This window comes from Priestia sp. HNGD-A6, assembly GCF_045784335.1.
Classification (GTDB): Bacteria; Bacillota; Bacilli; order Bacillales; family Bacillaceae_H; genus Priestia; species Priestia zanthoxyli.
Genome location: NZ_CP138621.1, coordinates 1,998,703 through 2,020,110, shown reverse-complemented (window position 1 = coordinate 2,020,110; position 21,408 = coordinate 1,998,703). Strand labels below are relative to the sequence as shown.

At 39.1% G+C, this 21,408-nt stretch carries 19 protein-coding genes; 11 read left to right on the top strand and 8 right to left on the bottom strand.

Annotated features, from left to right (window positions below):
* Positions 1 to 14 precede the first annotated feature (14 nt).
* From SCI76_RS10135 to lrgB, 4 genes are all read left to right on the top strand, one after another.
* Complete coding sequence (locus SCI76_RS10135) at positions 15 to 1,766, top strand: sensor histidine kinase (RefSeq protein WP_028412312.1); 1,752 nt, start codon at positions 15 to 17, stop codon at positions 1,764 to 1,766.
* A gap of 1 nt (position 1,767) precedes the next feature.
* On the top strand, positions 1,768 to 2,508 hold the full coding sequence (locus SCI76_RS10130; protein WP_048020050.1) for a LytTR family DNA-binding domain-containing protein: 741 nt from the start codon (positions 1,768 to 1,770) through the stop codon (positions 2,506 to 2,508).
* Positions 2,509 to 2,670: 162 nt separating this feature from the next.
* Positions 2,671 to 3,105 (top strand): antiholin-like murein hydrolase modulator LrgA, encoded by a 435-nt coding sequence (lrgA, locus tag SCI76_RS10125; protein ID WP_028412310.1) that lies wholly within the window; start codon positions 2,671 to 2,673, stop codon positions 3,103 to 3,105.
* 33 nt (positions 3,106 to 3,138) lie between these two features.
* A complete protein-coding gene (lrgB, locus tag SCI76_RS10120) occupies positions 3,139 to 3,819 on the top strand; it encodes an antiholin-like protein LrgB (protein WP_063248128.1) in 681 nt (226 codons plus the stop codon).
* A 51-nt stretch (positions 3,820 to 3,870) separates the two neighbouring features.
* On the opposite strand, the gene SCI76_RS10115 is transcribed toward lrgB, so the two are convergent.
* Positions 3,871 to 4,305 (bottom strand): hypothetical protein, encoded by a 435-nt coding sequence (locus SCI76_RS10115; protein ID WP_033578088.1) that lies wholly within the window; start codon positions 4,303 to 4,305, stop codon positions 3,871 to 3,873.
* A 337-nt stretch (positions 4,306 to 4,642) separates the two neighbouring features.
* On the opposite strand from SCI76_RS10115, the gene nirB reads away from it, so the two are divergent.
* Together nirB and SCI76_RS10105 are read left to right on the top strand one after the other, a co-directional pair.
* Positions 4,643 to 6,988 carry a nitrite reductase large subunit NirB gene (nirB, locus tag SCI76_RS10110; protein WP_407545183.1) on the top strand — a complete coding sequence of 782 codons (2,346 nt, stop codon included), beginning with the start codon at positions 4,643 to 4,645 and terminating at the stop codon, positions 6,986 to 6,988.
* A 19-nt stretch (positions 6,989 to 7,007) separates the two neighbouring features.
* Positions 7,008 to 9,158 (top strand): molybdopterin oxidoreductase family protein, encoded by a 2,151-nt coding sequence (locus SCI76_RS10105; protein WP_048020053.1) that lies wholly within the window; start codon positions 7,008 to 7,010, stop codon positions 9,156 to 9,158.
* Between the two features lie 49 nt (positions 9,159 to 9,207).
* Here the strand turns inward: SCI76_RS10105 and SCI76_RS10100 are convergent, their stop codons facing one another.
* The 7 genes from SCI76_RS10100 to SCI76_RS10070 all read right to left on the bottom strand — a co-directional run bounded on the left by SCI76_RS10100 (position 9,208) and on the right by SCI76_RS10070 (position 15,121).
* On the bottom strand, positions 9,208 to 10,389 hold the full coding sequence (locus SCI76_RS10100) for a nitrate/nitrite transporter (RefSeq protein ID WP_407545182.1): 1,182 nt from the start codon (positions 10,387 to 10,389) through the stop codon (positions 9,208 to 9,210).
* A gap of 237 nt (positions 10,390 to 10,626) precedes the next feature.
* Positions 10,627 to 11,340 carry an acetolactate decarboxylase gene (gene budA, locus SCI76_RS10095; RefSeq protein ID WP_028412303.1) on the bottom strand — a complete coding sequence of 238 codons (714 nt, stop codon included), beginning with the start codon at positions 11,338 to 11,340 and terminating at the stop codon, positions 10,627 to 10,629.
* A gap of 16 nt (positions 11,341 to 11,356) precedes the next feature.
* Positions 11,357 to 13,036, bottom strand: coding sequence for an acetolactate synthase AlsS (alsS, locus tag SCI76_RS10090; protein WP_080968628.1), 1,680 nt, complete (start codon positions 13,034 to 13,036; stop codon positions 11,357 to 11,359).
* A 227-nt stretch (positions 13,037 to 13,263) separates the two neighbouring features.
* Positions 13,264 to 13,428 carry an aspartyl-phosphate phosphatase Spo0E family protein gene (locus SCI76_RS10085; protein WP_080754377.1) on the bottom strand — a complete coding sequence of 55 codons (165 nt, stop codon included), beginning with the start codon at positions 13,426 to 13,428 and terminating at the stop codon, positions 13,264 to 13,266.
* Positions 13,429 to 14,291: 863 nt separating this feature from the next.
* Positions 14,292 to 14,489, bottom strand: coding sequence for a YwbE family protein (locus SCI76_RS10080; protein ID WP_013055498.1), 198 nt, complete (start codon positions 14,487 to 14,489; stop codon positions 14,292 to 14,294).
* Complete coding sequence (locus SCI76_RS10075; protein WP_028412301.1) at positions 14,489 to 14,668, bottom strand: hypothetical protein; 180 nt, start codon at positions 14,666 to 14,668, stop codon at positions 14,489 to 14,491. The genes SCI76_RS10080 and SCI76_RS10075 overlap by 1 nt, the downstream gene beginning before the upstream one ends.
* 84 nt (positions 14,669 to 14,752) lie before the next feature.
* Positions 14,753 to 15,121, bottom strand: a complete 369-nt coding sequence (locus SCI76_RS10070; protein WP_013055500.1) for a helix-turn-helix domain-containing protein — start codon at positions 15,119 to 15,121, stop codon at positions 14,753 to 14,755.
* A gap of 328 nt (positions 15,122 to 15,449) precedes the next feature.
* Between SCI76_RS10070 and SCI76_RS10065 the strand changes: the two genes are divergently transcribed.
* The 5 genes from SCI76_RS10065 (at position 15,450) to SCI76_RS10045 (ending at position 21,404) form a co-directional block, all read left to right on the top strand.
* A complete protein-coding gene (locus SCI76_RS10065) occupies positions 15,450 to 16,649 on the top strand; it encodes an MFS transporter (protein ID WP_407545181.1) in 1,200 nt (399 codons plus the stop codon).
* A 56-nt stretch (positions 16,650 to 16,705) separates the two neighbouring features.
* Complete coding sequence (locus SCI76_RS10060) at positions 16,706 to 17,662, top strand: LLM class oxidoreductase (RefSeq protein ID WP_063248125.1); 957 nt, start codon at positions 16,706 to 16,708, stop codon at positions 17,660 to 17,662.
* A gap of 262 nt (positions 17,663 to 17,924) precedes the next feature.
* Complete coding sequence (locus SCI76_RS10055; protein ID WP_221833199.1) at positions 17,925 to 18,851, top strand: ACP S-malonyltransferase; 927 nt, start codon at positions 17,925 to 17,927, stop codon at positions 18,849 to 18,851.
* 37 nt (positions 18,852 to 18,888) lie between these two features.
* Positions 18,889 to 20,541 carry a malonate decarboxylase subunit alpha gene (gene mdcA / locus SCI76_RS10050; RefSeq protein WP_048020056.1) on the top strand — a complete coding sequence of 551 codons (1,653 nt, stop codon included), beginning with the start codon at positions 18,889 to 18,891 and terminating at the stop codon, positions 20,539 to 20,541.
* 5 nt (positions 20,542 to 20,546) lie between these two features.
* Positions 20,547 to 21,404, top strand: coding sequence for a triphosphoribosyl-dephospho-CoA synthase (locus SCI76_RS10045; RefSeq protein WP_048020057.1), 858 nt, complete (start codon positions 20,547 to 20,549; stop codon positions 21,402 to 21,404).
* Positions 21,405 to 21,408: the final 4 nt, after the last annotated feature.

Here is a 21,408-nt window from a genome sequence, read left to right as displayed (position 1 = left end):
AAGGGTGGCTAGAAATGATTCATTTATTAATTATGATGGTAGAACGAGTTGGAGTTATTGTCATTATAGGTTTTTTGCTAGCACATACAAAAGTTTTTCGGCAATTTCTCCGTAAACAGCAAGGTTATAAAGGAAAAGCTGTACTTATTTTTATTTTTTCTCTTTTTAGCATTATTAGTAACTACACGGGAATTGAAATTCAAGGAACGATTATTCGAAATGAAGATTTATTATTAAAAGTAGATCCATCAAGCTCGATTGCAAATACGCGAATTATGGGTGTGGAAATGGGCGGTCTGCTTGGCGGTCCTTTTGTTGGTTTAGGAGTAGGACTACTTGCCGGCGTTCATCGCTTTATGTTAGGTGGGAGTACGGCGTTTAGCTGCGCTGTTTCATCTGTTTTGGCAGGAGTGTTAACTGGATATATCGGTTATGCCTACCGGAAAAAACATCGAACGATTACACCGCGCTTTGCTGCACTTGTAGGCATAGCGATGGAAACGCTTCAGATGCTGATTATTTTATTATTTGCTAAACCGTTTGATTCGGCATGGACGCTAGTGAGTATTATTGCTATTCCAATGATTATTGTAAATGGTACGGGAAGCTATATTTTCTTATCTATTATTCAGTCCATTTTACGGCAAGAGGAACAAATGAGAGCGCTTCAGACACACAAAGTATTATTAATCGCGGATCAAACTCTTCCGCATTTTCGGCAGGGTCTCACTAGTGAATCATGTGAAAATGTTGCAAATATTATTCATCGCTTCACAGGTACGGACGCTGTTTCGTTAACGGATACGCACAAAATTTTAGCTCATGTGGGAGAAGGAATTGATCACCATGTTCCTTCGCACAGTTTAATTACCGGGCTGTCTCACGAAGTGCTGAAGACGGGGAAAATTATGAAAGCAAAATCGAGAGAACAAATTGATTGTCAGCATAAAGACTGCCCGCTTCATGCCGCAATTGTAATGCCGCTTACTTCTCACGGTACTACCATTGGAACACTAAAAATGTACTTTAAAGATGCAAGCGGGTTAAGCCGGGTGGAGGAAGAGCTGGCAGAAGGATTGGCCAAACTTTTTTCAACTCAGCTAGAGCTCGGCGAAGCAGAGCTTCGAAGTAAATTGCTAAAAGATGCGGAGATTAAAGCTTTACAGGCACAGGTGAATCCTCACTTTTTATTTAATGCCATTAATACGATATCGGCGCTTTGCAGACAGGACGTAGAAAAAGCCAGAAAACTGCTACTGCAGCTAAGCATTTATTTTCGTTCCAATTTGCAAGGTGCAAGGCAGCTGCTGATTCCGTTATCAAAAGAGCTTGATCATGTTCACGCGTACTTATCGCTTGAACAAGCCAGATTCCCTAATAAATATGAAATTGACATGTATATTGAAGAAGGACTGGATGATGTCTTGCTTCCGCCGTTTATTCTTCAAGTACTTGTGGAAAATGCCATTCGGCACGCGTTTCCGCGCAAACAAAAACACTGTCGCGTAGAAGTTTATATTGAGACAAAAGATAAATATGTATACGTAAAGGTAAAAGACAATGGACAAGGTATAGACACAAAACGATTGGAACTTCTTGGCAATGAGCCTGTTTTTTCAGAAAAAGGAACGGGGACGGCTCTTTACAATATTAAACAACGTTTACATGGATTGTTTGGAAAAGAAACGACACTGGAGTTTGACGTAACAGAAGGAACAGCAGTTTCGTTTGTTATACCAATTGAATTAAAAAGCGAGGGTATGTAATATGCTGCGAGTACTAATAGTAGACGATGAAATGTTAGCGCGAGATGAATTAAAATATTTACTCCACCGAACGAAAGAAGTAGACTTCATTGAAGAAGCTGAAAGTATCGAAGAGGCGTTGGATAAAATGATGGATGAAAAGCCGGATTTATTATTCTTAGATATACAATTGTCAGATGACAGCGGTTTTGATATTGCGAAAAGGCTTAAAAAAATGAAAAACCCGCCTGCTATTATATTTGCAACTGCGTACGATCAGTACGCTTTACAAGCCTTTGAAGTAGATGCAATTGATTACATTTTGAAGCCTTTCGATGAAGAAAGAGTTGTGCAGGCCATTCATAAATATAAAAAAATGCGTATTCCTCATCACCCTGTCAAAGAAGAAGAATCGATAGGAGATTCTTCTTCACAAACTGGAAAGTTAGCGATTTCTGTAGATGATTCGATTGTGTTAGTGAATATAGAGGATATTTTATTTGCAGGATTGATAGAAGGAGAAGTCACGGTTCAGACCATAACAGAATCCTATCATACTGCTGATACGCTGGCTATGCTAGAAAAAAAGCTCCCTTCTCAGTCGTTTATTCGTGTGCACCGTGGTTATATCGTCAACGTACATCATATTTCTGAGGTACAGCCATGGTTTAATTCTACGTATAATTTAGTAATGAAAAACGATGAGCGAGTTCCTGTCAGCCGTACATATGCTAAAGAATTGAAGAAACGTTTAGGAATTTAAGTAATAAGCAGCTTGCGTATGCATTTTGGCAAGCTGCTTTTTGCATTTCAAGGCTCGATTTTTGTAAGTGAGCATAAATATTTGACTCTTTGGTTTGAAAACGCTTTCTAATTGATTTTCATTTTATATAATGAAGTCAACAAACAGAGAGAGGTGAAAGAAATGAGTGCTAAAAAAGTGTATGGCTTTTTAACACAAGCATTTATTTTTTCCGTAATTATGTTGATTTCAGATTTTATTGCAGAGCATTTGCCTTTTCCAATGCCAGCTTCAGTCATTGGACTTGTGCTGTTATTTCTTGCACTCTGCTTGAAAATTATTAAACTAGAGCAAGTTGAATCACTGGGAACGGCTTTAACTTCTTTGATCGGATTTTTATTTGTACCAGCAGGTATTTCTGTTATGAATTCATTAGGTGTTATGCAGCAGTACGGCATTCAAATTTGTTTAGTTATCATCGTGGCAACGATTATTTTGTTAGGCGTTACAGGCTTATTTTCACAGCTTATACTTGGCATGACAAAAGATAATAAAGCAAAAGAAGAAATAAAAGATGTAGATATGAGTGAAAAAACAAAAAAACAGGGCATTGCGTAATATCAATTATAAAGAGACAAGGTGGTTGGAAAGATGAATCCGTATTTTGGAATCGTGGTTTCTTTAGCTGCGTACGGTATTGGAACGTATTTATTTAAAAAGTCAAAAGGGTTTTTCTTATTTACTCCTTTATTTGTGGCAATGGTGCTCGGGATTGCTTTTTTGAAACTTGGTCACTTTTCTTATGAGGAGTACAGTAGCGGCGGAAAAATTATCAGCTTCTTTTTAGAACCGGCAACAATTGCTTTTGCCATCCCTTTATATAAGCAAGCCGATAAATTAAAAAAGTACTGGTGGCAAATTCTTTCTTCTATTGCAGTAGGATCAGTTTGTTCAGTAGCGATTATTTTTGCGATTGCTAAAGGTATTCATATGGATGAAGTCGTGATGAAATCAATGCTCCCACAAGCAGCTACAACAGCAATTGCACTGCCATTGTCTCAAGATATTGGAGGGATTCCGGCTATTACTTCCTTTGCCGTTATTTTTAATGCAGTTATTGTATATGCACTGGGCGCATTATTTTTAAAAGTATTCAAAGTGAAAAATCCAATTTCAAAAGGATTAGCGCTGGGAACGTCTGGGCATGCGCTAGGAGTAGCCGTAGGAATTGAAATGGGAGAAATAGAGGCAGCCATGGCAAGTATTGCAGTAGTTATTGTAGGTGTCGTCACAGTTGCCGTTATTCCACTTTTTGTTCAGCTAGTCATGTAATAAAAGCCTGAAGATGTCAGAAAACCTCTGACTTCTTCAGGCTTTTATTTGTTAATACACCACTCCAAAATGTCGTGATGCGCAGTTTTGGCAGGTTGTATGGTCAAAAAGACTCTCAGGAATGATAAATTCAAAACAAAATTGACATTGTTTGAATTGACTTTGTCTATAAAACATTGTCTCTAAGAAAATAGCTGTAATATGTTCGGTTATACGCTTATGGGAACGTTGTTCTAAAGTGGACCACGGAATAGACTGATGCTCTATGTAAATCGGAGAAGAAGTATAGGGTGTATCCCATTGAATGGCTTGATATCCAAACGTAAGGCCATGACGTGCTGCTGATGTAAATATGATCAGGTTTTGATGGAATTCTGGTAGAGGTAATTCTAGTTTTTGATCTTTAAGCGATCTCGTTTTGGAATGAAGGTTATACAATTTAATTTGAAAATGAATCCACTGAGTGGCGTGAACGGTTATTGACATGTTTTAAACCTCCAATTCAGACTCTTTCTTTTATCATAATTGATTTCAAAATAAATAAATAGTAGGCAAAAAGAAGATAACAAAATTTTATATAGAGTACTTATAAAGCGTAGAGAAAGATAATGCAAGCACAGCATCCTTTTTTCTACCCCTTTTTAAAGCAGATTAATCTTCTATATAAAAGCCTGCTTTCAACGAAAGGTATCGGCGTATTCATACGCTTTAAACAGATTTTAATGTTAGAAGTTATAACAAGGTCCATTTCTTTTAGAGAAGTTTATGAAATAATAAAAAATGTATATTTTACGGTCTGAATCTATGTGTTGGAGGTTTTTATATGACGAAACAAAAGCTGATAGTAATCGGAAACGGAATGGCGGGAATGCGCTGTATTGAAGAAATTCTTATTCATTCTCCAGAGTGTTTTGATATTACTGTTTTTGGAAGTGAGCCTCACGTTAACTATAATCGAATTTTATTATCAACCGTTTTACAAGGCAGTACAAAGCTTGAAGATATTAACATTCATTCTTTTGCATGGTATAACCAAAATAATATCAATTTATTTAAAGGAGAAAGTGTTACGCACATAGACACCAAGAGAAAAATAATAAAAACAGATAAAAACAGAGAGACGATGTACGACAAGCTTATTATTGCTACCGGTTCGAGCCCGTATATGCTCCCCGTTAAAGGGGCTGAAAAAGAAGGGGTCCTCGGTTTTCGTACCATTGAAGACTGTCAAAAAATGATTGAAATTTCTAAACGGTATAAAAAAGCAGCGGTTATTGGAGGGGGTCTGTTAGGGCTGGAAGCTGCTAGAGGACTATTAAATTTAGGAATGGATGTTCAAGTTATTCATCATTCGGGTTTTTTAATGGAGCGACAGCTAGACAGAGTAGCATCTGCTATGTTAAGAGAAGAATTGGAAAAGCAAGGCATGAGTTTTCTATTAAACAAACATACGGATGAGATTATAGGGGAAAACCGAGTAGAAGGCGTCCGATTTAACGATAACAGCAAAATTGCAGCTGGTTTAGTTGTAATGGCTACAGGAGTGAGGCCAAATGTGAATCTCGCTAAAAAAAGCGGAATAGCAACAAATAGAGCAATTATCGTAAATGATTATTTGGAAACGAGCATTCCGGATATCTATGCAGTAGGTGAATGCGCTGAACATCGGGGGATGACATACGGCCTCGTTGCTCCTCTTTACGAACAAGGAAAAGTCTTAGCGCGACACCTTTGCCAAATAAAAAACGAAGGTTATGGCGGGTCCGTTCTTTCCACTCAGTTAAAAATATCAGGAATAGACGTTTACTCGGTCGGAGAGTTTAAGGAAAATCAAGGTGCAAAAGCTATTACGATTTCGAATATGTTAGATGGTATATACAAAAAAGTAGTTTTTCGCGAAGGGAGAATAGTGGGAGCCGTTCTTTTTGGGGATACCAGTGAGGCTATAAAGCTATCACAAATGATTAGTGAAAAAAAGGATTTGTCGCAAGCGGAAAAAGTACAATTATTTCCTTCTCAATATGAAAAGGAAAATGCAGCAGCTTCTATGCCACTTACAGGTATCGTATGTAACTGTAACGGTGTAACCAAGGGAGCTATTATTGAAGCAGTACAGAAAAATGATTTAACGACAGTAGATGAAATAAAAAATTGCACGAAAGCTTCTGGTTCATGCGGAGGATGCAAGCCCCTTGTAACAGATCTTTTAACGTATATTCAAAGCAATGAATTTGATGAAAACATTGAACAAAAAACCTTTTGTGCTTGTACACATCTATCAGAAGATGAGCTGGTAAGAGAAATGCAGCAATATCAATTTGAAACGGTTCAGCAAGTAAGAGAAATGTTAAAGTTTAAAGACATGAAAGGCTGCTCGTTATGTGAAGGCGGTCTTCATTACTATTTAAATATGATGAATCCTCATTACGAAAATAATCGACATTCTTTATTTACTACGGAGAATGAACAGGCCGTTTTGCTTCATGGCGGTACTTATGCAGTGGTGCCGCAAATTCACGGTGGTCTGACAAATGTACAGGAATTAAGGAACATAGCAAATGTAGCTGAAAGGTACAACATCTCGAATATTCGTTTAACAAGTGATCATCGCATTCAACTTATTGGAGTGAAAAAAGAATATCTTTCGTTGATAAGTGAGGAAATAGATAGAGGACTTCAGCAGCTATATGAACGTACAGTTAAAAATGTATCTGTTTATATAGGAAAAGGAACGTGTATTTGTCAGTATGAACCTGCTCTTGCTTTATCAAATGAATTAGACAAACAGCTTGAATACGTAAAGACCCCATGCGATATCAAAATCAGTATTGCTTCTTGTTTTCACATTACAGAGGATGTCACAACAAGTGATATAGGATTAAGAAGAATAGACAGAGGTTGGGAAATATATGCTGGCGGAAGCAGCACAGAAGCCAGAAGCGGGGAGCTGTTTTATGTGGCCGAAACGAACGAAGAAGCGATAGAAATCAGCTGTTCTTTGATTCAATATTACCGTGAAACGGGGAACTATTTAGAAGCTGTCGGCAGCTGGATCGAGCGAGTAGGAATTGTTCATGTCAGAGAAGTTTTGTTTGAGGCAGACAATCGAGAGTATTTTATGAAGCAGCTCAGCTCAGAACGCTCTCGTGCAATCACATATTTATTATAGGAAAGAAGGGTGACCTACGATGACTGAGATGCTGTTGAAATATTTTCGTGAGCAGCAAAAGCAAGTTGAAACCGAGCGTATCTATAATACGCAGTGTCCTTACTGCAGCATGCAGTGCAAAATGCAGTTAGTTGAACAAACACATGTAAAAAGAAAAACGTATAAAACAATTGGAAGAGACAACCCTACTTCTCAAGGAAGATTATGTATCAAAGGAATGAATGCGCACCAGCATCCTTTGCATAAAGATCGGATTCAATATCCTTTGTTAAAAGTAAACGGAGAGTTTGTAAAGATTTCTTGGAGGGAAGCTCTTGACTATATTAAAGAGCACGTTACAGAGATTCAAGAGAAGAATGGAGCAGATGCGCTAGGTGTTTATGGAAGTGCCTCTATTACAAATGAAGAAGCTTATTTATTAGGGAAATTTGCTCGAGTTGCGTTAAAAACAAAGTATATTGATTACAATGGACGCTTATGTATGTCAGCTGCTGCTTCTGCTGCTAGTAAAACATTTGGCATGGACCGAGGATTTACGAATAGCTTACAAGAGATTCCGTTTACTGAATGTATTATGTTAGCTGGAACAAATATTGCGGAATGCCAGCCAACGATTATGCCTTATTTTGAAAAAGCAAAAGAAAACGGAGCTTTTATTATTGCTATTGATCCAAGAGAGACAGGTACAACTAAAATAGCTGATTTACACCTGAAGCTTAAACCGGGGAGCGACGCGGCATTAGCCAATGGAATCTTGAAGGTCATTATCGAAGAAAATTATCTAGATGAACGATTTCTACAAGAACGTGTTAATGGATTTGAAGAGGTAATGCAATATGTGGTGTCTCTAGAATTTAGTGTCATTGAAGAAATAACGGGAGTGCCGCTTGAGAAAATGTATCAAGCTGCCCGTATGTTTGGTCAAAGAGAAACAGGAATGATTTTTACTGCTAGAGGGGTAGAGCAGCAAACAGACGGGAGTGCTGCTGTGCAGAACTTTTTGAATATTCTACTTTCTGTCGGGAAAATCGGTAAACCCCGCTGCGGATATGGAGCCATTACTGGTCAAGGAAATGGGCAAGGAGCCCGAGAACACGGTCAAAAAGCAGATCAGCTTCCAGGCTACCGTTCAATCGAAAATCACGAGCATCGGATGTATATAGCAGATGTTTGGAACATAGAGGAGAAAGATCTTCCTAGAAAAGGTGTTTCTGCATATGAAATGATTGAAAAAATTCATGACGGTGAAATTAAAGGGCTGTTTCTGGTATGTTCAAATCCAACCGTTTCAAATCCAAACGCTAATTTTGTTAAGAAGGCTTTTGAAAAGCTTGAATTTCTAGTGGTAGCAGATATGTTTGAATCAGAAACGGCAAAATTAGCAAACTTAATTTTACCAGCATCCTCTTATTTGGAAGATGAAGGAACGATGACAAATGTAGAGGGAAGAGTTACATTGCGCGAAGCTAGCTTTCCGCGCCGTGGCGAAATCAAACACGACTGGGAAATACTATGTGAAATTGCTAAAGTTTTAGGGAAAGAGGAATATTTTTCGTTTTCATCAGCTGAAGAAATATTTAATGAACTGCGAATAGCAAGTAAAGGAGGAATCGCGGATTACTCCGGTATTACGTACGAACGATTACGAGCGGAAAAAGGAATTTTATGGCCATGCAGAAGCTTAACAGATAAAGGAACCGAGCGCCTGTTTGAAACACGTTTTGCTCATAGTGATGGAAAGGCGATGATGGTCCCTGTCTCGAATCAAGCTATTGTTCCTAAAGCAAAAATAACGAAAAAATATCCTCTCTATTTAACAACAGGGAGAGTGGTGTCACACTATTTAACGGGTGTACAAACGCGAAAAAGTGCATCTTTATCTGCTAGAAATTTCGAATCTTTTATGGAAATCCACCCTTCAACAGCGAAAAAATATGAAATATCGAATCAAGAATTAGTACAAATTGAATCTTCATATGGAAAGATTGTGGTAAGAAGCAAATTTTCAGAGGGCATTCGGCCAGATACCGTATTTGTTCCTTTTCACTGGGCGGATTCTCAAAATGTTAATAACCTTGTTTCTGAGAAATTAGATCCCGCCTGTAAGATGCCTGGCTTTAAAGTAAGTGCCGTGAATATTAGCCCTTCTGTAAAAAGAAGCAGTTATTAAAAATGCTGATGCAAAAAGCCTCTTGCAAAAAGAGGCTTTTTACGTGGAATCAGGCAAGGTGCTTTTGTTTAATACGTACATCTTGTTTTTTGAATCCAGAATAATTCAGTAAGAGACAGAATAGAGCAAAAAGCGCTAGTAAGGAAAAACCGACAACGTAATCTCCGCTTGTATCTTTTATAAAGCCTAGCACAATAGGAGGGAAAAAGCCGCCTACTCCTCCGAATGCTCCTACGATCCCCGTAACAGCTCCAATATTTCCTGTTGAAACAGATGGAACCATTTTAAAAACAGCTCCATTTCCGATACCAAGGGTAATGGCTGCAAGTAAGCAACCTGCGCTGAATAGCGCGAAGGAGCTGATGGTAAAGGCGATAAATAATCCTATTAGCAGCATTCCGGTAAAGACAAAGGTGAGTACTTTTTTTGCTCCGAATACATCCGATAAATATCCTCCAAGAGGCCGTACAAACGTTGCTAATACAACAAAAATAGCTGTTTTCAGCCCGCTGTCTACAGTTGAAGCATTAAATTGATCATGCAAAATGGTAGGGAGATAGATACTGAACGTGACAAATCCACCAAATGTTAAAAAATAGAAAATAGATAAAAACCACGTTTCTTTAAATTTTAATACCGATAGAGATTCCTGCAGCGTTTTGGGGGAAGCAGCAGAAGGGTGGTCTGAAGTTCCTAACCATAATAAAAGAGCCATTAAAGCTACCGCAATTGCTAAACTCCAAAATACCCAAGGCAAGCCAAAAGAAGAAAAGATAAGTGGAATACTAAAGCTTGCTACCGCTGATCCTAAGTTGCCCATCCCGGCAATTCCTAAAATAAAACCTTGCTTTTGAGGTGAATACCATTTAGAGACATATGTAATGGAAATAGCAAATGTTGTTCCAGCCATGCCGATAAAAAATGCCCAAAAGAGCAGCATGGAGTAAGAATGAGTAAAGCCTGCACAAATGGTAGGGAGTAAAAGAGCAAGCATTGTTAACGAATACACTTTTCTTCCGCCGAAGCGATCTGTTAAAATTCCCATCGGAATCCGCATGAGTGAACCTAATAAGACGGGAGTGGCAATTAAGATACTTTTTTCAGCATTGGTTAATGAATACATCACTTGAATATCTGCGGCGATAGGCGCGAAGACAGACCATACTGAAAAAGCAATAATCATAGATAAAGTCGAGATAAGAAGTACAGATAAGGGCCGTTTAGAAAACATTGCTTAAAAACCTCCTTTTTTATATACAGCGTAAAGCTGTTGCAATATGGTAATTATGATACTACGCTTTCTTTCTTATGTATCATTCTGTGTTAGGCTTTCTTCCGTGGTTTTATGGGAGACCTATATTACTAATAGAAATGGGAGGAAACTTAAAGATACACGAAGTGTTCATAAAAAAACTCTCATCGTCATGCGCAGCGATGAGAGTTTTTTTATCAGTAAAAGTATCGTTTCTTATTCAGCCGTCGCAATTTCTTCTTCTACATCATGGTCTTCTAAATTAGCATTTAGAAATTCACTTGTTTCCGATAAATTGAGATTTAATTTCGTTTTTTTGCAAATTTGAATGGTAACATCCTGAACGGAGACGTCTAAAACATGTCCACCTTCTTTTTTATATTCATCAATAAAGTGCAGGTGATACCCGGGAACACCGATGCCTGAAGAATATTCTGGCGTGTAAAAACCTGCTAGTGTTCCATTTACATCTGAAGATGTAAATGTAGGCTGATCAGCAGCTGCATCTACCATGGAAGGATAGGGTTTCTCTTGCTTTGCAACAGTGCGAGTTTTTACTTCTTTAAACTTCCCGTCAATGCGAACTGCATAGAATAAATTCGGACTGGGAATAAGCTCGTTCATTAAGGTTTCTAGTTGTTCACGGTTCATTTCCTCTTCTACACGATAAGAGATATCTTCATAAAAGGTTGTCATAATGGCAAAAGGTGTTTTTGCATCTTCACTAATAGGTGCGGCTTTCCCATCAGCAATGTGATAAAATTCTCCGTCAAAGGCAATCATTTCACCATCCAGCTGATTAAACGTGCCGATGCCGAAATCACCTTTCTTAGCTAAATCCCTGTATGTGACAACACCGTCAAATACTCCGTCCAATAAAGCAATCATAGTGGAAGTTTGGTGAATCGTTAATTTTTCTTTATTGCTCATTCTTTACTCAGTCCTTTCAGTTAATTTGATCTGGCAGTAGCTGTGTATTTAATTTTTCATTATCTTTATAATCCACAGGCACATCGATGATAACGGGGCCTTGTTCACGAAAAGCGCTTGCTAGAGTGTCCGAAAATTCTTCTGGTGAGTTCACTCTAAATCCTTTGGCACCAAAACTTTCAGCAAGCGTAACAAAGTCTACACTTCCGAACTCTACCGCAGATTTTCGGCCATATTTAATCTGCTGTTGAAAGCCAACCATATCGTAGGTTTGATCGTTCCAGATAATGTGAACAATTGGTAAGTTTAACCGAACGGCTGTCTCGAGCTCCATAGCTGAAAATAAAAACCCGCCGTCTCCAGACATGGACAGAACTTTTTTATGGGGGCGAACGAGTGCAGCTGAAATAGCCCAAGGCAAAGCAACACCTAACGTTTGCATGCCGTTGCTGAATAGTAAATGCTGAGGTTCATAGGAACGAAAATAACGAGCCATCCATATGTAATGCGAACCAACGTCACATGTGATGGTAGTATCATCTTCAACAAAGTCCTGCAGAGCTTCAATTAACTGTAGGGGATGAAGGTGAGTGTCATTAGAAAACTCGTACTGATCGTCAGGTTGTTCAAGTTTGCTTTTTAGCGTTTTTAAAAAAGAAGCACTTTCTTTTGAACGTATTAAATGTGGGAGTTTATCCGCTAATATGTCGATGGTGCTTGGGATATCCCCTACTAACTCAATTTCCGGCTGATAATGGTGGTCAGCTTGTGCTTGTACATCATCTAAATGAATAATGCTTCTTTGACTTTCTGAGTTCCAAAGAGAAGGAGGGTATTCAATTGGGTCATATCCGATTGTTAAGACGACGTCAGCATGCTTCAATAAGACGTCTCCAGGCTGATTGCGAAAAAGACCTACTCGTCCAAAAAAGTGAGTTTCAAGCTCTCGTGAAACAGCTCCCGCACCTTGGAACGTTTCTACGACAGGAAGGTCATGTTCTGCTACGAGTTGACGGATTGATTCCACTGCTTTAGATTCACTTGCTCTCATACCTAAAAGTAAAACAGGTAGTTTTGCTGTGCGAATAGTGTGTATAGCTTGGGCAACAGCGTCTAAATTAGCAGCGCCAATCGTAGGAGTTTTTAGAAAGGATAGAGTGGAAGCTGATGTTTCGCCATCCATTACATCCTGCGGCAAGCTGACAAAAGATGCTCCTGAAGGAGAAGAAACAGCTTCACGAAAGGCGTCTGTTATCACTTCTGGAACGTTTGCAGCATCTTCTACCTCAACGCTGAATTTGGCGATAGATTTAAATAGTCCTTCATTGTCCATTGATTGATGCGTCTTTTTTAATCGATCTGCTCTTGGAACGGCTCCTGCTAGGGCTACCACTGGATCACCTTCAGAAGTAGCAGTGACAAGGCCAGTGGCTAAATTAGCGGCACCTGGACCTGATGTGACAAGGCAAACGCCCGGCGTACCTGTCAATCTTCCCATAGCAGCTGCCATAAACGCAGCATTTTGTTCGTGGCGGCAAACAATTACTTCCGGTCCTTTTTCTTTCAAAACATCAAATACGCCATCAATTTTGGCTCCTGGAATGCCAAAAATATAAGGCACATTCTGACTTGCTAAACTTTCTACTAGTAAATCGGCGCCTTTTTTTGTTTCGGTAGTATCAGCATTACTCATCATGCATTCTCTCCTTTAAGTTTCTTAAATAAGTTTTAAGGCCTACTGATTGAATACCCAATTTGTATGACAACTAACCAAAGGAAAGGAGAAGGTTTTTATTTTCTAAATAAAAAACTTCCCTAATTAATTAGGGAAGCAGAGATGTACCTATTGCGAATAAAACACATCTGTTTTATCTGTAGGTTTATGGTACTTGGGGGATAGCAAGTGAAAGTCCTACGCGGCTCTTATTTGGTATGGTTAAAAAGCTTTTGGTAACGAACAATTTTTTGATCTAGCTTTTGACTTAATTTTAAGATCTCACCGTGAGAATAGCTGCTTGTTTTCTTAGCTAATTGGTAAATATCTGATTGTAAGGCTCGAATTTCTTTTTCTAACTGTGGTTGCTTCATTGAAATCCTCTCCAAGTCAGAATACTTCTATCTTCTATCTTTTATCTAATAGTATGAAATTCCTTCATATTTGTAAAATGTTTTTTGTTTTGAAAAATATGAAATAGGTAAAGAGCTGCTGACAAGCTTTGTCGAACACTTTTTTTACCTATTTTCAACATATATGATATACTAAGGCTAGGAAAAATGACAATCCGGAGCGCACGTTCAGTTATTCTTAACAAGCGAATGAATTCTTAGCTTTGACAAGTTTAACTTGTAAGGTGAAGAAATTCATCACATAATCTTATTAGATCTGAACCTTGTTAGCCCGGATGAAGATTTGTCGAAAACGATTCACTAGAAAAAACCTTCGAGACCGCCAACTCGGAGGTTTTTTTATTTTTGTGTATGGGAAGTAAAAAAAAGACATAGACTAATAAAGAAAAAGGTCCTGCACCCATAATCGGCCGTAGTTGATTACACCTTGTCCATTTCTGCAAGGAAGCTGTCTTTTTACTATAGGGAAGTGCCGCCAAACACCATTCCCTAAAGACAATCAGCACACGAGCCTTATGGATGAAGAACCCTTTAGACGATACTTATCGGTGATTACTTATTTTACTACTGGAAAAATAGCAAAATAAGAGCGACTATGGCTCCTAAAAGCTCCACGTAAGCCGTTAGGAGCTGAACATTCTCAGCATCTAGGAAAAATGACTTGAGGATTCGTCTCAGACTATCCACCACCTTTTTTTTCCTTGCGTGAGTTCCCAAGGGAAAGAAAGGGGACGACAGTGCTTCTTTATTTTAACAAAAGTAGGAAATGATAAGTAGATTTATTTGAAGTGTAAATTAAAAAAGCATGTAAAATACATGCTTTTTTAATTTGGGTAAATTTCTTTTATGCGTCCGACTTGTCCATCTGTTAAACGAACTTTGATACCGTGCGGGTGAAAGCTTGAATTGGTCAGAATGTCTTTGACCGTTCCGTGTGTAAGTTTTCCAGAACGCTGATCTGCTTTTAAAACAATGTCGACTTCAATTCCAGGGGCTACGTCTTTTCTATTTTGTCCGTTCATTATACACCTGTTCTCTTTCGCTGATTATTCGTTTTTTTGGTTTGTTGACTCGTCAGCTTTTTGGTTGCTTGATTGGTACTGCCGTTCTTAGCTTTACTTGAAGATTGATTTTTCTTATTAGCAAGCTGCTGTTTGATAGCATCTTGAAGGCTAATTTTCTTTTTAAGTTGTTCTGTCATAAAGGTTCCTCCTGAATACGTACATCGTCTGAAAAAACAAAGAAAGTAAGGGAATGAAAAAGCTGACTATCTAGTCAGCTTTTTTTAATTAGAAACAGTGACTTCTTCTACAGGCTGCATAAGTACAGCTTCTTTATCAGGGTACGTTTTTTCAATATGATGTTCTCCCCAAGAGCATAGTGAATCAAGAATGCTTTTTAAAGACCATCCGTAATCTGTTAAAGAATATTCTACTCGAGGCGGCATTTCATTGTACATTTTTCTAACAATGATGCCGTCTGCTTCAAGCTCACGAAGCTGCTGCGTTAATACTTTTTGTGTAACGCGCGGCATAATTCTTTTTAATTCTCCAGGGCGTTTTGTCCCTTTAATTAAGTGGCAAAGAATAACGACTTTCCACTTGCCTCCAATGACTTCTAATGCCGCTTCCACTGGAATATTATATTTTTTCACGTTAACAACTCTCCTTGTTCTAGAGATAACGGTTAAATGCATGGTTTCGCATTTTTTCTGATGTTTATCATACCACTATAGCGCAGAATTTTCTAGGTGTAAGCATTTTTTTAGAATACCCAATAGTTCGTGACTTTAGTATTTACGCTTATTGTAACCTCCAGGTACCTATATCACTTGAAAGTGCGTACTTTTTCTTTGGTTTTACATCGCTCATAATAACAATTGTTGATGGCCGGTTAGCGAATATATGAAGGGTACCTAAGCTAATCAGCTGTAAGAGAAGCTATTATAAAAAGTTATTATAACGAACAGGAGGCGTTAAGAAGTGAATACACTTTCACAAACACAACAAAGTAAAAAAAGCGGTGCTTTGCCGCTATTAGCGCTAGCTATTAGCGCCTTTGGAATCGGGACAACAGAGTTTGTTCCAGTAGGTTTATTATCATCGCTTGCAGATGATTTAAATATTTCCATTACACTAGCAGGGTTATTAATTTCAGGGTACGCAATGGGAGTTGCATTTGGAGCGCCCGTATTAACAGCATTAACAAGTAAAATGAGCAGAAAATCATTGCTGATGCTATTAATGGTTATTTTTATCGTAGGAAACTCAGTAGCAGCTTTATCAACAAGCTTTGGGCTGCTGCTTATAGCACGAATTATTACTGCATTTTCACACGGGATTTTCTTTTCTATCGGTGCGACTATCGCTGCTGATTTGGTGCCGGAAGATAAGCGGGCAAGTGCCATTGCTTTAATGTTTACAGGTTTGACAGTTGCAACTGTTACAGGTGTTCCACTTGGTACATTTATCGGACAAGCTTTCGGCTGGAGAGCAACATTTTGGGGAGTAGCGTTACTTGGCGTTATTGCCATTATTGCCAGTGCTCTTTTAGTGCCTAAAAACTTAAAAGAAGCGCCGCCGGCAAAGTTTAGTGATCAATTAAAAATTTTGAAAAACGGGCCGCTTTTACTATCGTTTGCTATTACTGCTTTAGGTTATGGCGGAACGTTTGTAGCTTATACGTATTTAGCACCTATTCTTGAAAAATTAACAGGATACGCACCAAGCGCAGTTAGTATCTTGCTATTAGTATACGGCGTAGCAGTAGCCATCGGAAATACGATTGGAGGAAAAGCTGCGAATAAAAATCCGTTAAAAGCATTATTTTGGATGTTTTTAATTCAAGCCGTTATCTTAGTTATTTTATCGTTTACTGCATCGTTTAAAGTAGCGGGAACAATTACGATTTTTGCCATGGGCTTATTGGCATTTATGAACGTACCTGGACTGCAAGTGCTGGTCGTGAACTTAGCTGAAAAGTATGTTCCTTCAGCAGTAAACGTAGCCTCTGCGCTGAATATTGCTGCATTTAACGTTGGAATTGCTATTGGTTCTTTTCTAGGCGGCCTGATTGTTGATTCCATTGGTCTTGTTCATACTCCTTGGATTGGAGGAGTGATGGTTTTAGGAGCGGTCTTATTAACCGCATGGAGCCGCTCAATAGAAGCAAAAGTAAAATAAAACAGAGATCATCGCCTTTTGCGATGATCTCTTAGCTATAAAAGGAGAGGAAGCAAATGACTGCATTTCAACATCATAAGGCGTATCGTCGTATGTACAAGGAGAATGAGTTAACGTTAGGTTTGCATATGCCGCTTGAAAATTATCAGTATGCCACGCCTACGATGGAGAAACAAGTAGAGCTCACGCAGCTTGCAGAACAATATGGATTTACAAGCTTATGGTTCCGTGATGTCCTTCTTCAAGATCCATCATTTGGCGATCCAGCCACGGGTCAAATTTATGATATGCTTATTTATTTGACTTACCTTGCCAGTCAAACAAAAGAAATTGCTCTCAGTACATCTGCTATTGTGCTGCCTTTACGTCATCCGCTTCGTGTAGCTAAAGAAATGGCAACCATTGATCAGCTTTTTCCTGAGCGTTTGATTATGGGCGTATCCTCTGGAGACCGTCAAGCAGATTTTCGAGGGTTAGGTATTCCTCATGAAGAAAGAGGAAAGCGATTTGCAGAGGCTTTTCATTATTTAGAAGAAGCGTTAAATAAAGAATTTCCATCTATCCAGTCTGCTTTGGGATCCATTCAAGGAGCAAATGTTGTTCCTAAGCCAACGAAACGTATTCCAACGATGATCACGGGATACAGCCAGCAAAATATGGAGTGGTTTGCACAGCATGGAGACGGCTGGATGTATTATCCTCGTCATCCGCATTTTCAAGCAGAAGCCATTAAACAGTGGAGAGAACTGGTTGATATCTATCATCCAGGCGTTTTTAAACCTTTTACACAACCTATGCATCTAGATTTGGCAGAAGATCCAAATGAAATGCCAACGCCAATTCGTTTAGGATTTCGAGCAGGGCGTAATACATTAATTGAGCTTCTTTCTATTTATAAAGAAATAGGAGTTAACCATCTCTTTTTTGCTCTTTTTGATAGTAAGCGTCCGGCTGAAGAAGTCATAAATGAGCTTGGTGAAGAAGTGCTTCCGCATTTCCCGTCTCATATGTAGCAAACAAAAAGAGGCTGAGACAAAAGCGGTTTACTTAAAGGAAAATCCGAACGATGAATCGTTCGGATTTTTTCATTTATCCAATTCGCTCATCTTTAGATTCCAGATTCCATTGATTTCGTTATGTCTAACGCTCTTTTTATATAGATTTCAAGTTATAGGATATATAAGAAATATGTATTAGAGTTATTGATTCTATGTTCTTTATAATAAAAGTATCCATTATCTCCTTGGGTGATATAAAGTCGAAAGGGGAAACACGATGAGTGTTGCATTTCTATTTCCAGGACAAGGTGCACAATATGCTGGTATGCTTCATGATATAAAAAATAAATGGGGATTAACGACTACGTTTGAAGAAGCAAGTGAGGCTTTAAATCAAGACGTATTATCGTTAGATTCGTCAGAAAAATTAAAATATAATAAAAATGTTCAGATATGTCTTTTTATTGCAGGAGTGGCTACGGCTAGGTCGTTTAAAAACAAAGGTTACTCCCCAGACGTGGTAGGAGGGCATTCAATAGGGGCGTTTGGAGCAGCAGTTATATCTGAAGTGTTATCTTTTAAAGAAGCTCTTTTTCTTGTGGAAAAAAGAGGGGAACTGATGGAAAATGCCTATCCTGATGGTTATGGTATGGGGGTTGTAATGGGACTGCGCGAACATCAGCTTCTCTCTATTGTACATGAAATATCCACCGATGCAGCTCCTGTTTACGTAGCGAATCTAAATACTCCTGATCAAATAACGCTTTCTGGCACCTTAAAAGCAATTGAGAAAGTTCTTGAAAAAGCATCTAAAAAAGGGGCTAGGAAAACCAAAATGCTTCACGTAACGGTGCCTTCTCACTGTCCTCTTATGGAAGGAGTTTCGAGCGAATTACGAAAAATAATAACGGAAGTGAAAGGAAAAGACCCGATCGTTCCTTTTATAGGTAATTGTAAAGCTCGGAAATTATGGAAAGCTGCTGATATTAAGGAAGATCTGGCAGCGAGTGTTGCCCTGCCCGTCCGTTGGCATGATATGACGGAAGTTATGTATGAAATGGGTACAAGATTATATATTGAAATGGCTCCAGGAAGAGTACTAACAGATTTGACTGCTAAGAGCTTTCCGGAAGCAAGGGCTATTTCTGCAGCCGAATCTACTATGAAATCTGTGTTAATTTTAATGGAGAAAGAAAAAATGTAAGCGCATTAATTTAGGAGTAGAAGAAAGGAGCTAGAACATGAGTGGAATAAAAAAAACTTCAAAATCATGGACAACCCGCCGAGATCAAAAAGCAGCTCGCCTTGCGAAAATAGACCAACTTCTTAAAGGAAAGTTATTGGATAATGAACACATTATTGAAGCGTTAGAATTGCTTATATCACCCGGAGATAAAGTAGTGCTTGAAGGAGACAATCAAAAGCAAGCATCTTTTTTATCAAAGGCGCTGAATGAAGTAAGCGCTGATAAAATAAACGGTCTTCATATGATTATGTCTAGTATTTCACGCCCGGAACACCTCGACATATTTGAGAAAGGAATTGCTGAAAAAATTGATTTTTCGTACGCTGGTGCTCAAAGTCTTCGCGTATCTCAAATGATTGAAGATGGCACGTTGAAAATGGGAGAAATTCATACATATCTAGAGCTTTACGGACGCCTTTTCATTGATTTAATTCCCAATATTGCATTAGTGGCTGCCGATAAAGCGGATGCACAAGGTAACTTATATACAGGAGCAAATACGGAAGAAACGCCGACGATTATCGAAGCAACAGCGTTTAAGGACGGAATTGTCATTGTGCAGGTAAATGAACTTGTTGAAGAACTTCCGCGAGTTGATATTCCGGCTTCTTGGATTGATTGTATCGTCGTGGCCAATCAGCCTTATCAATTGGAAGCTTTATTTACCCGAGATCCTCGTCATATTACAGAGCTCCAAATTCTAATGGCTATGATGACGATTCGAGGTATCTATGAGCGCCACAGCGTACAATCATTAAATCATGGCATTGGCTTTAATACAGCTGCAATTGAGCTTTTGCTGCCTACTTATGGAGAAAAGTTAGGGCTGAAAGGTAAAATATGCAAGAACTGGGCTCTGAACCCTCACCCTACGTTAATTCCGGCTATTGAAAGCGGATGGATTGAGAGCGTACACTGCTTTGGCGGAGAAGTAGGAATGGAACAATACACAGCAGCCCGTCCAGATGTATTTTTTACAGGACGCGATGGCAGCCTGCGCTCAAACCGTGCGATGTGTCAAGTGGCTGGTCAATATGCGGTAGATGCTTTCGTGGGATCAACTTTGCAAATAGATGGAGAAGGAAATTCTTCTACCGTCACATCTGGACGTTTATCAGGGTTTGGCGGAGCGCCTAACATGGGGCATGACCCTAGAGGCCGACGGCATTCTACGCCTGCTTGGTTGGATATGATGAACGATAAGCATGAATTAGCAAGAGGCAGAAAGCTAGTTGTACAAATGGTTGAAACCTTTCAATCAGGAAATGAGCCTGTTTTCGTTGAGTCTTTGGATGCGGTAAATGTAGCTAAACAAGCAAACTTAGCTACTGCTCCTGTCATGATTTACGGGGATGATGTGACACATGTCGTGACTGAAGAAGGAATTGCTTATTTATATAAAGCACAAAGCTTGGAAGAAAGAAAAGCAGCGCTTGAAGCAGTAGCGGGGGTAACGCCTATAGGGTTACGGCACAACCAAAATAAAGTGGAAAGAATGCGCAGAGATGGCTTAGTGGCATTTCCGGAAGATTTACAGATTCGCCGTACGGAAGCAAAGCGTTCGCTGTTAGCGGCGAAAAGTGTAGAAGATTTAGTAGAATGGTCAGATGGTTTATATAATCCGCCTGCTAAATTTAGGAGCTGGTAAAAAATATGCGTATTCAAGAAGAGCCAAAAACAACTGTGTTTTCTTCATGCCTGATAGCTAAAATGGCAGTTACCGCTTTGGTTGATGAAGCGGTACTTACACCTAAGCCGGGGCTTGTAGATGCAGCAACAACTGGATCTCATCAAGATATGAATATTGAGACGCTGCTAGCCTCTGCTTATGCTTTACAACCGACCTTCTCACAGATTGCATTATATAGTCAAGGAAAGCAGCCAAGTCAGATGCTAAGGGAAGAAATTGCTCGAATTGGACGCGAAGGTGAACAAATTATGTACGCGGCTACGGATGGTGTCAATACACACAAGGGAGCTATTTGGGCATTAGGTCTCCTTGCTTCTGCAACAGCGGTTTGCGGTATTCAAGCATCACCTGCATCCATCACAGAAGCTGCAGGGAAAATTGCTCGTTATGCAGATCGCTTTTGTACTCTGCATTCATCTAATGGACTTCGTGTGAAAAAAAAGTATGGAGCAAAAGGAGCGGCTGGAGAGGCGAAGCAAGGATTTCCTCACGTGATTCATATAGGCTTGCCTGCTTTACATAAGGCTCGCAAGCTAGGCATACATGAAACATCAGCGCGGATTGATACTTTAGTAACACTAATAGCCAATCTTGATGATACGTGTATTTTGCATCGTGCTGGTCCAGTTGTGTTAGAGGAGGTTAAAATGGCGGCATCCAATGTGTTAGAAGTTGGAGGGGTATCTACATCAATAGGAAAACAGCGGCTGGAAGCGTTAGATCACATTCTTCTATCATCTAACGCTTCTCCAGGTGGAAGTGCAGATTTGCTGGCTGCTGTATTATTTTTAGATCGAATATCTCTTTTTAAAGAATCATAAACGT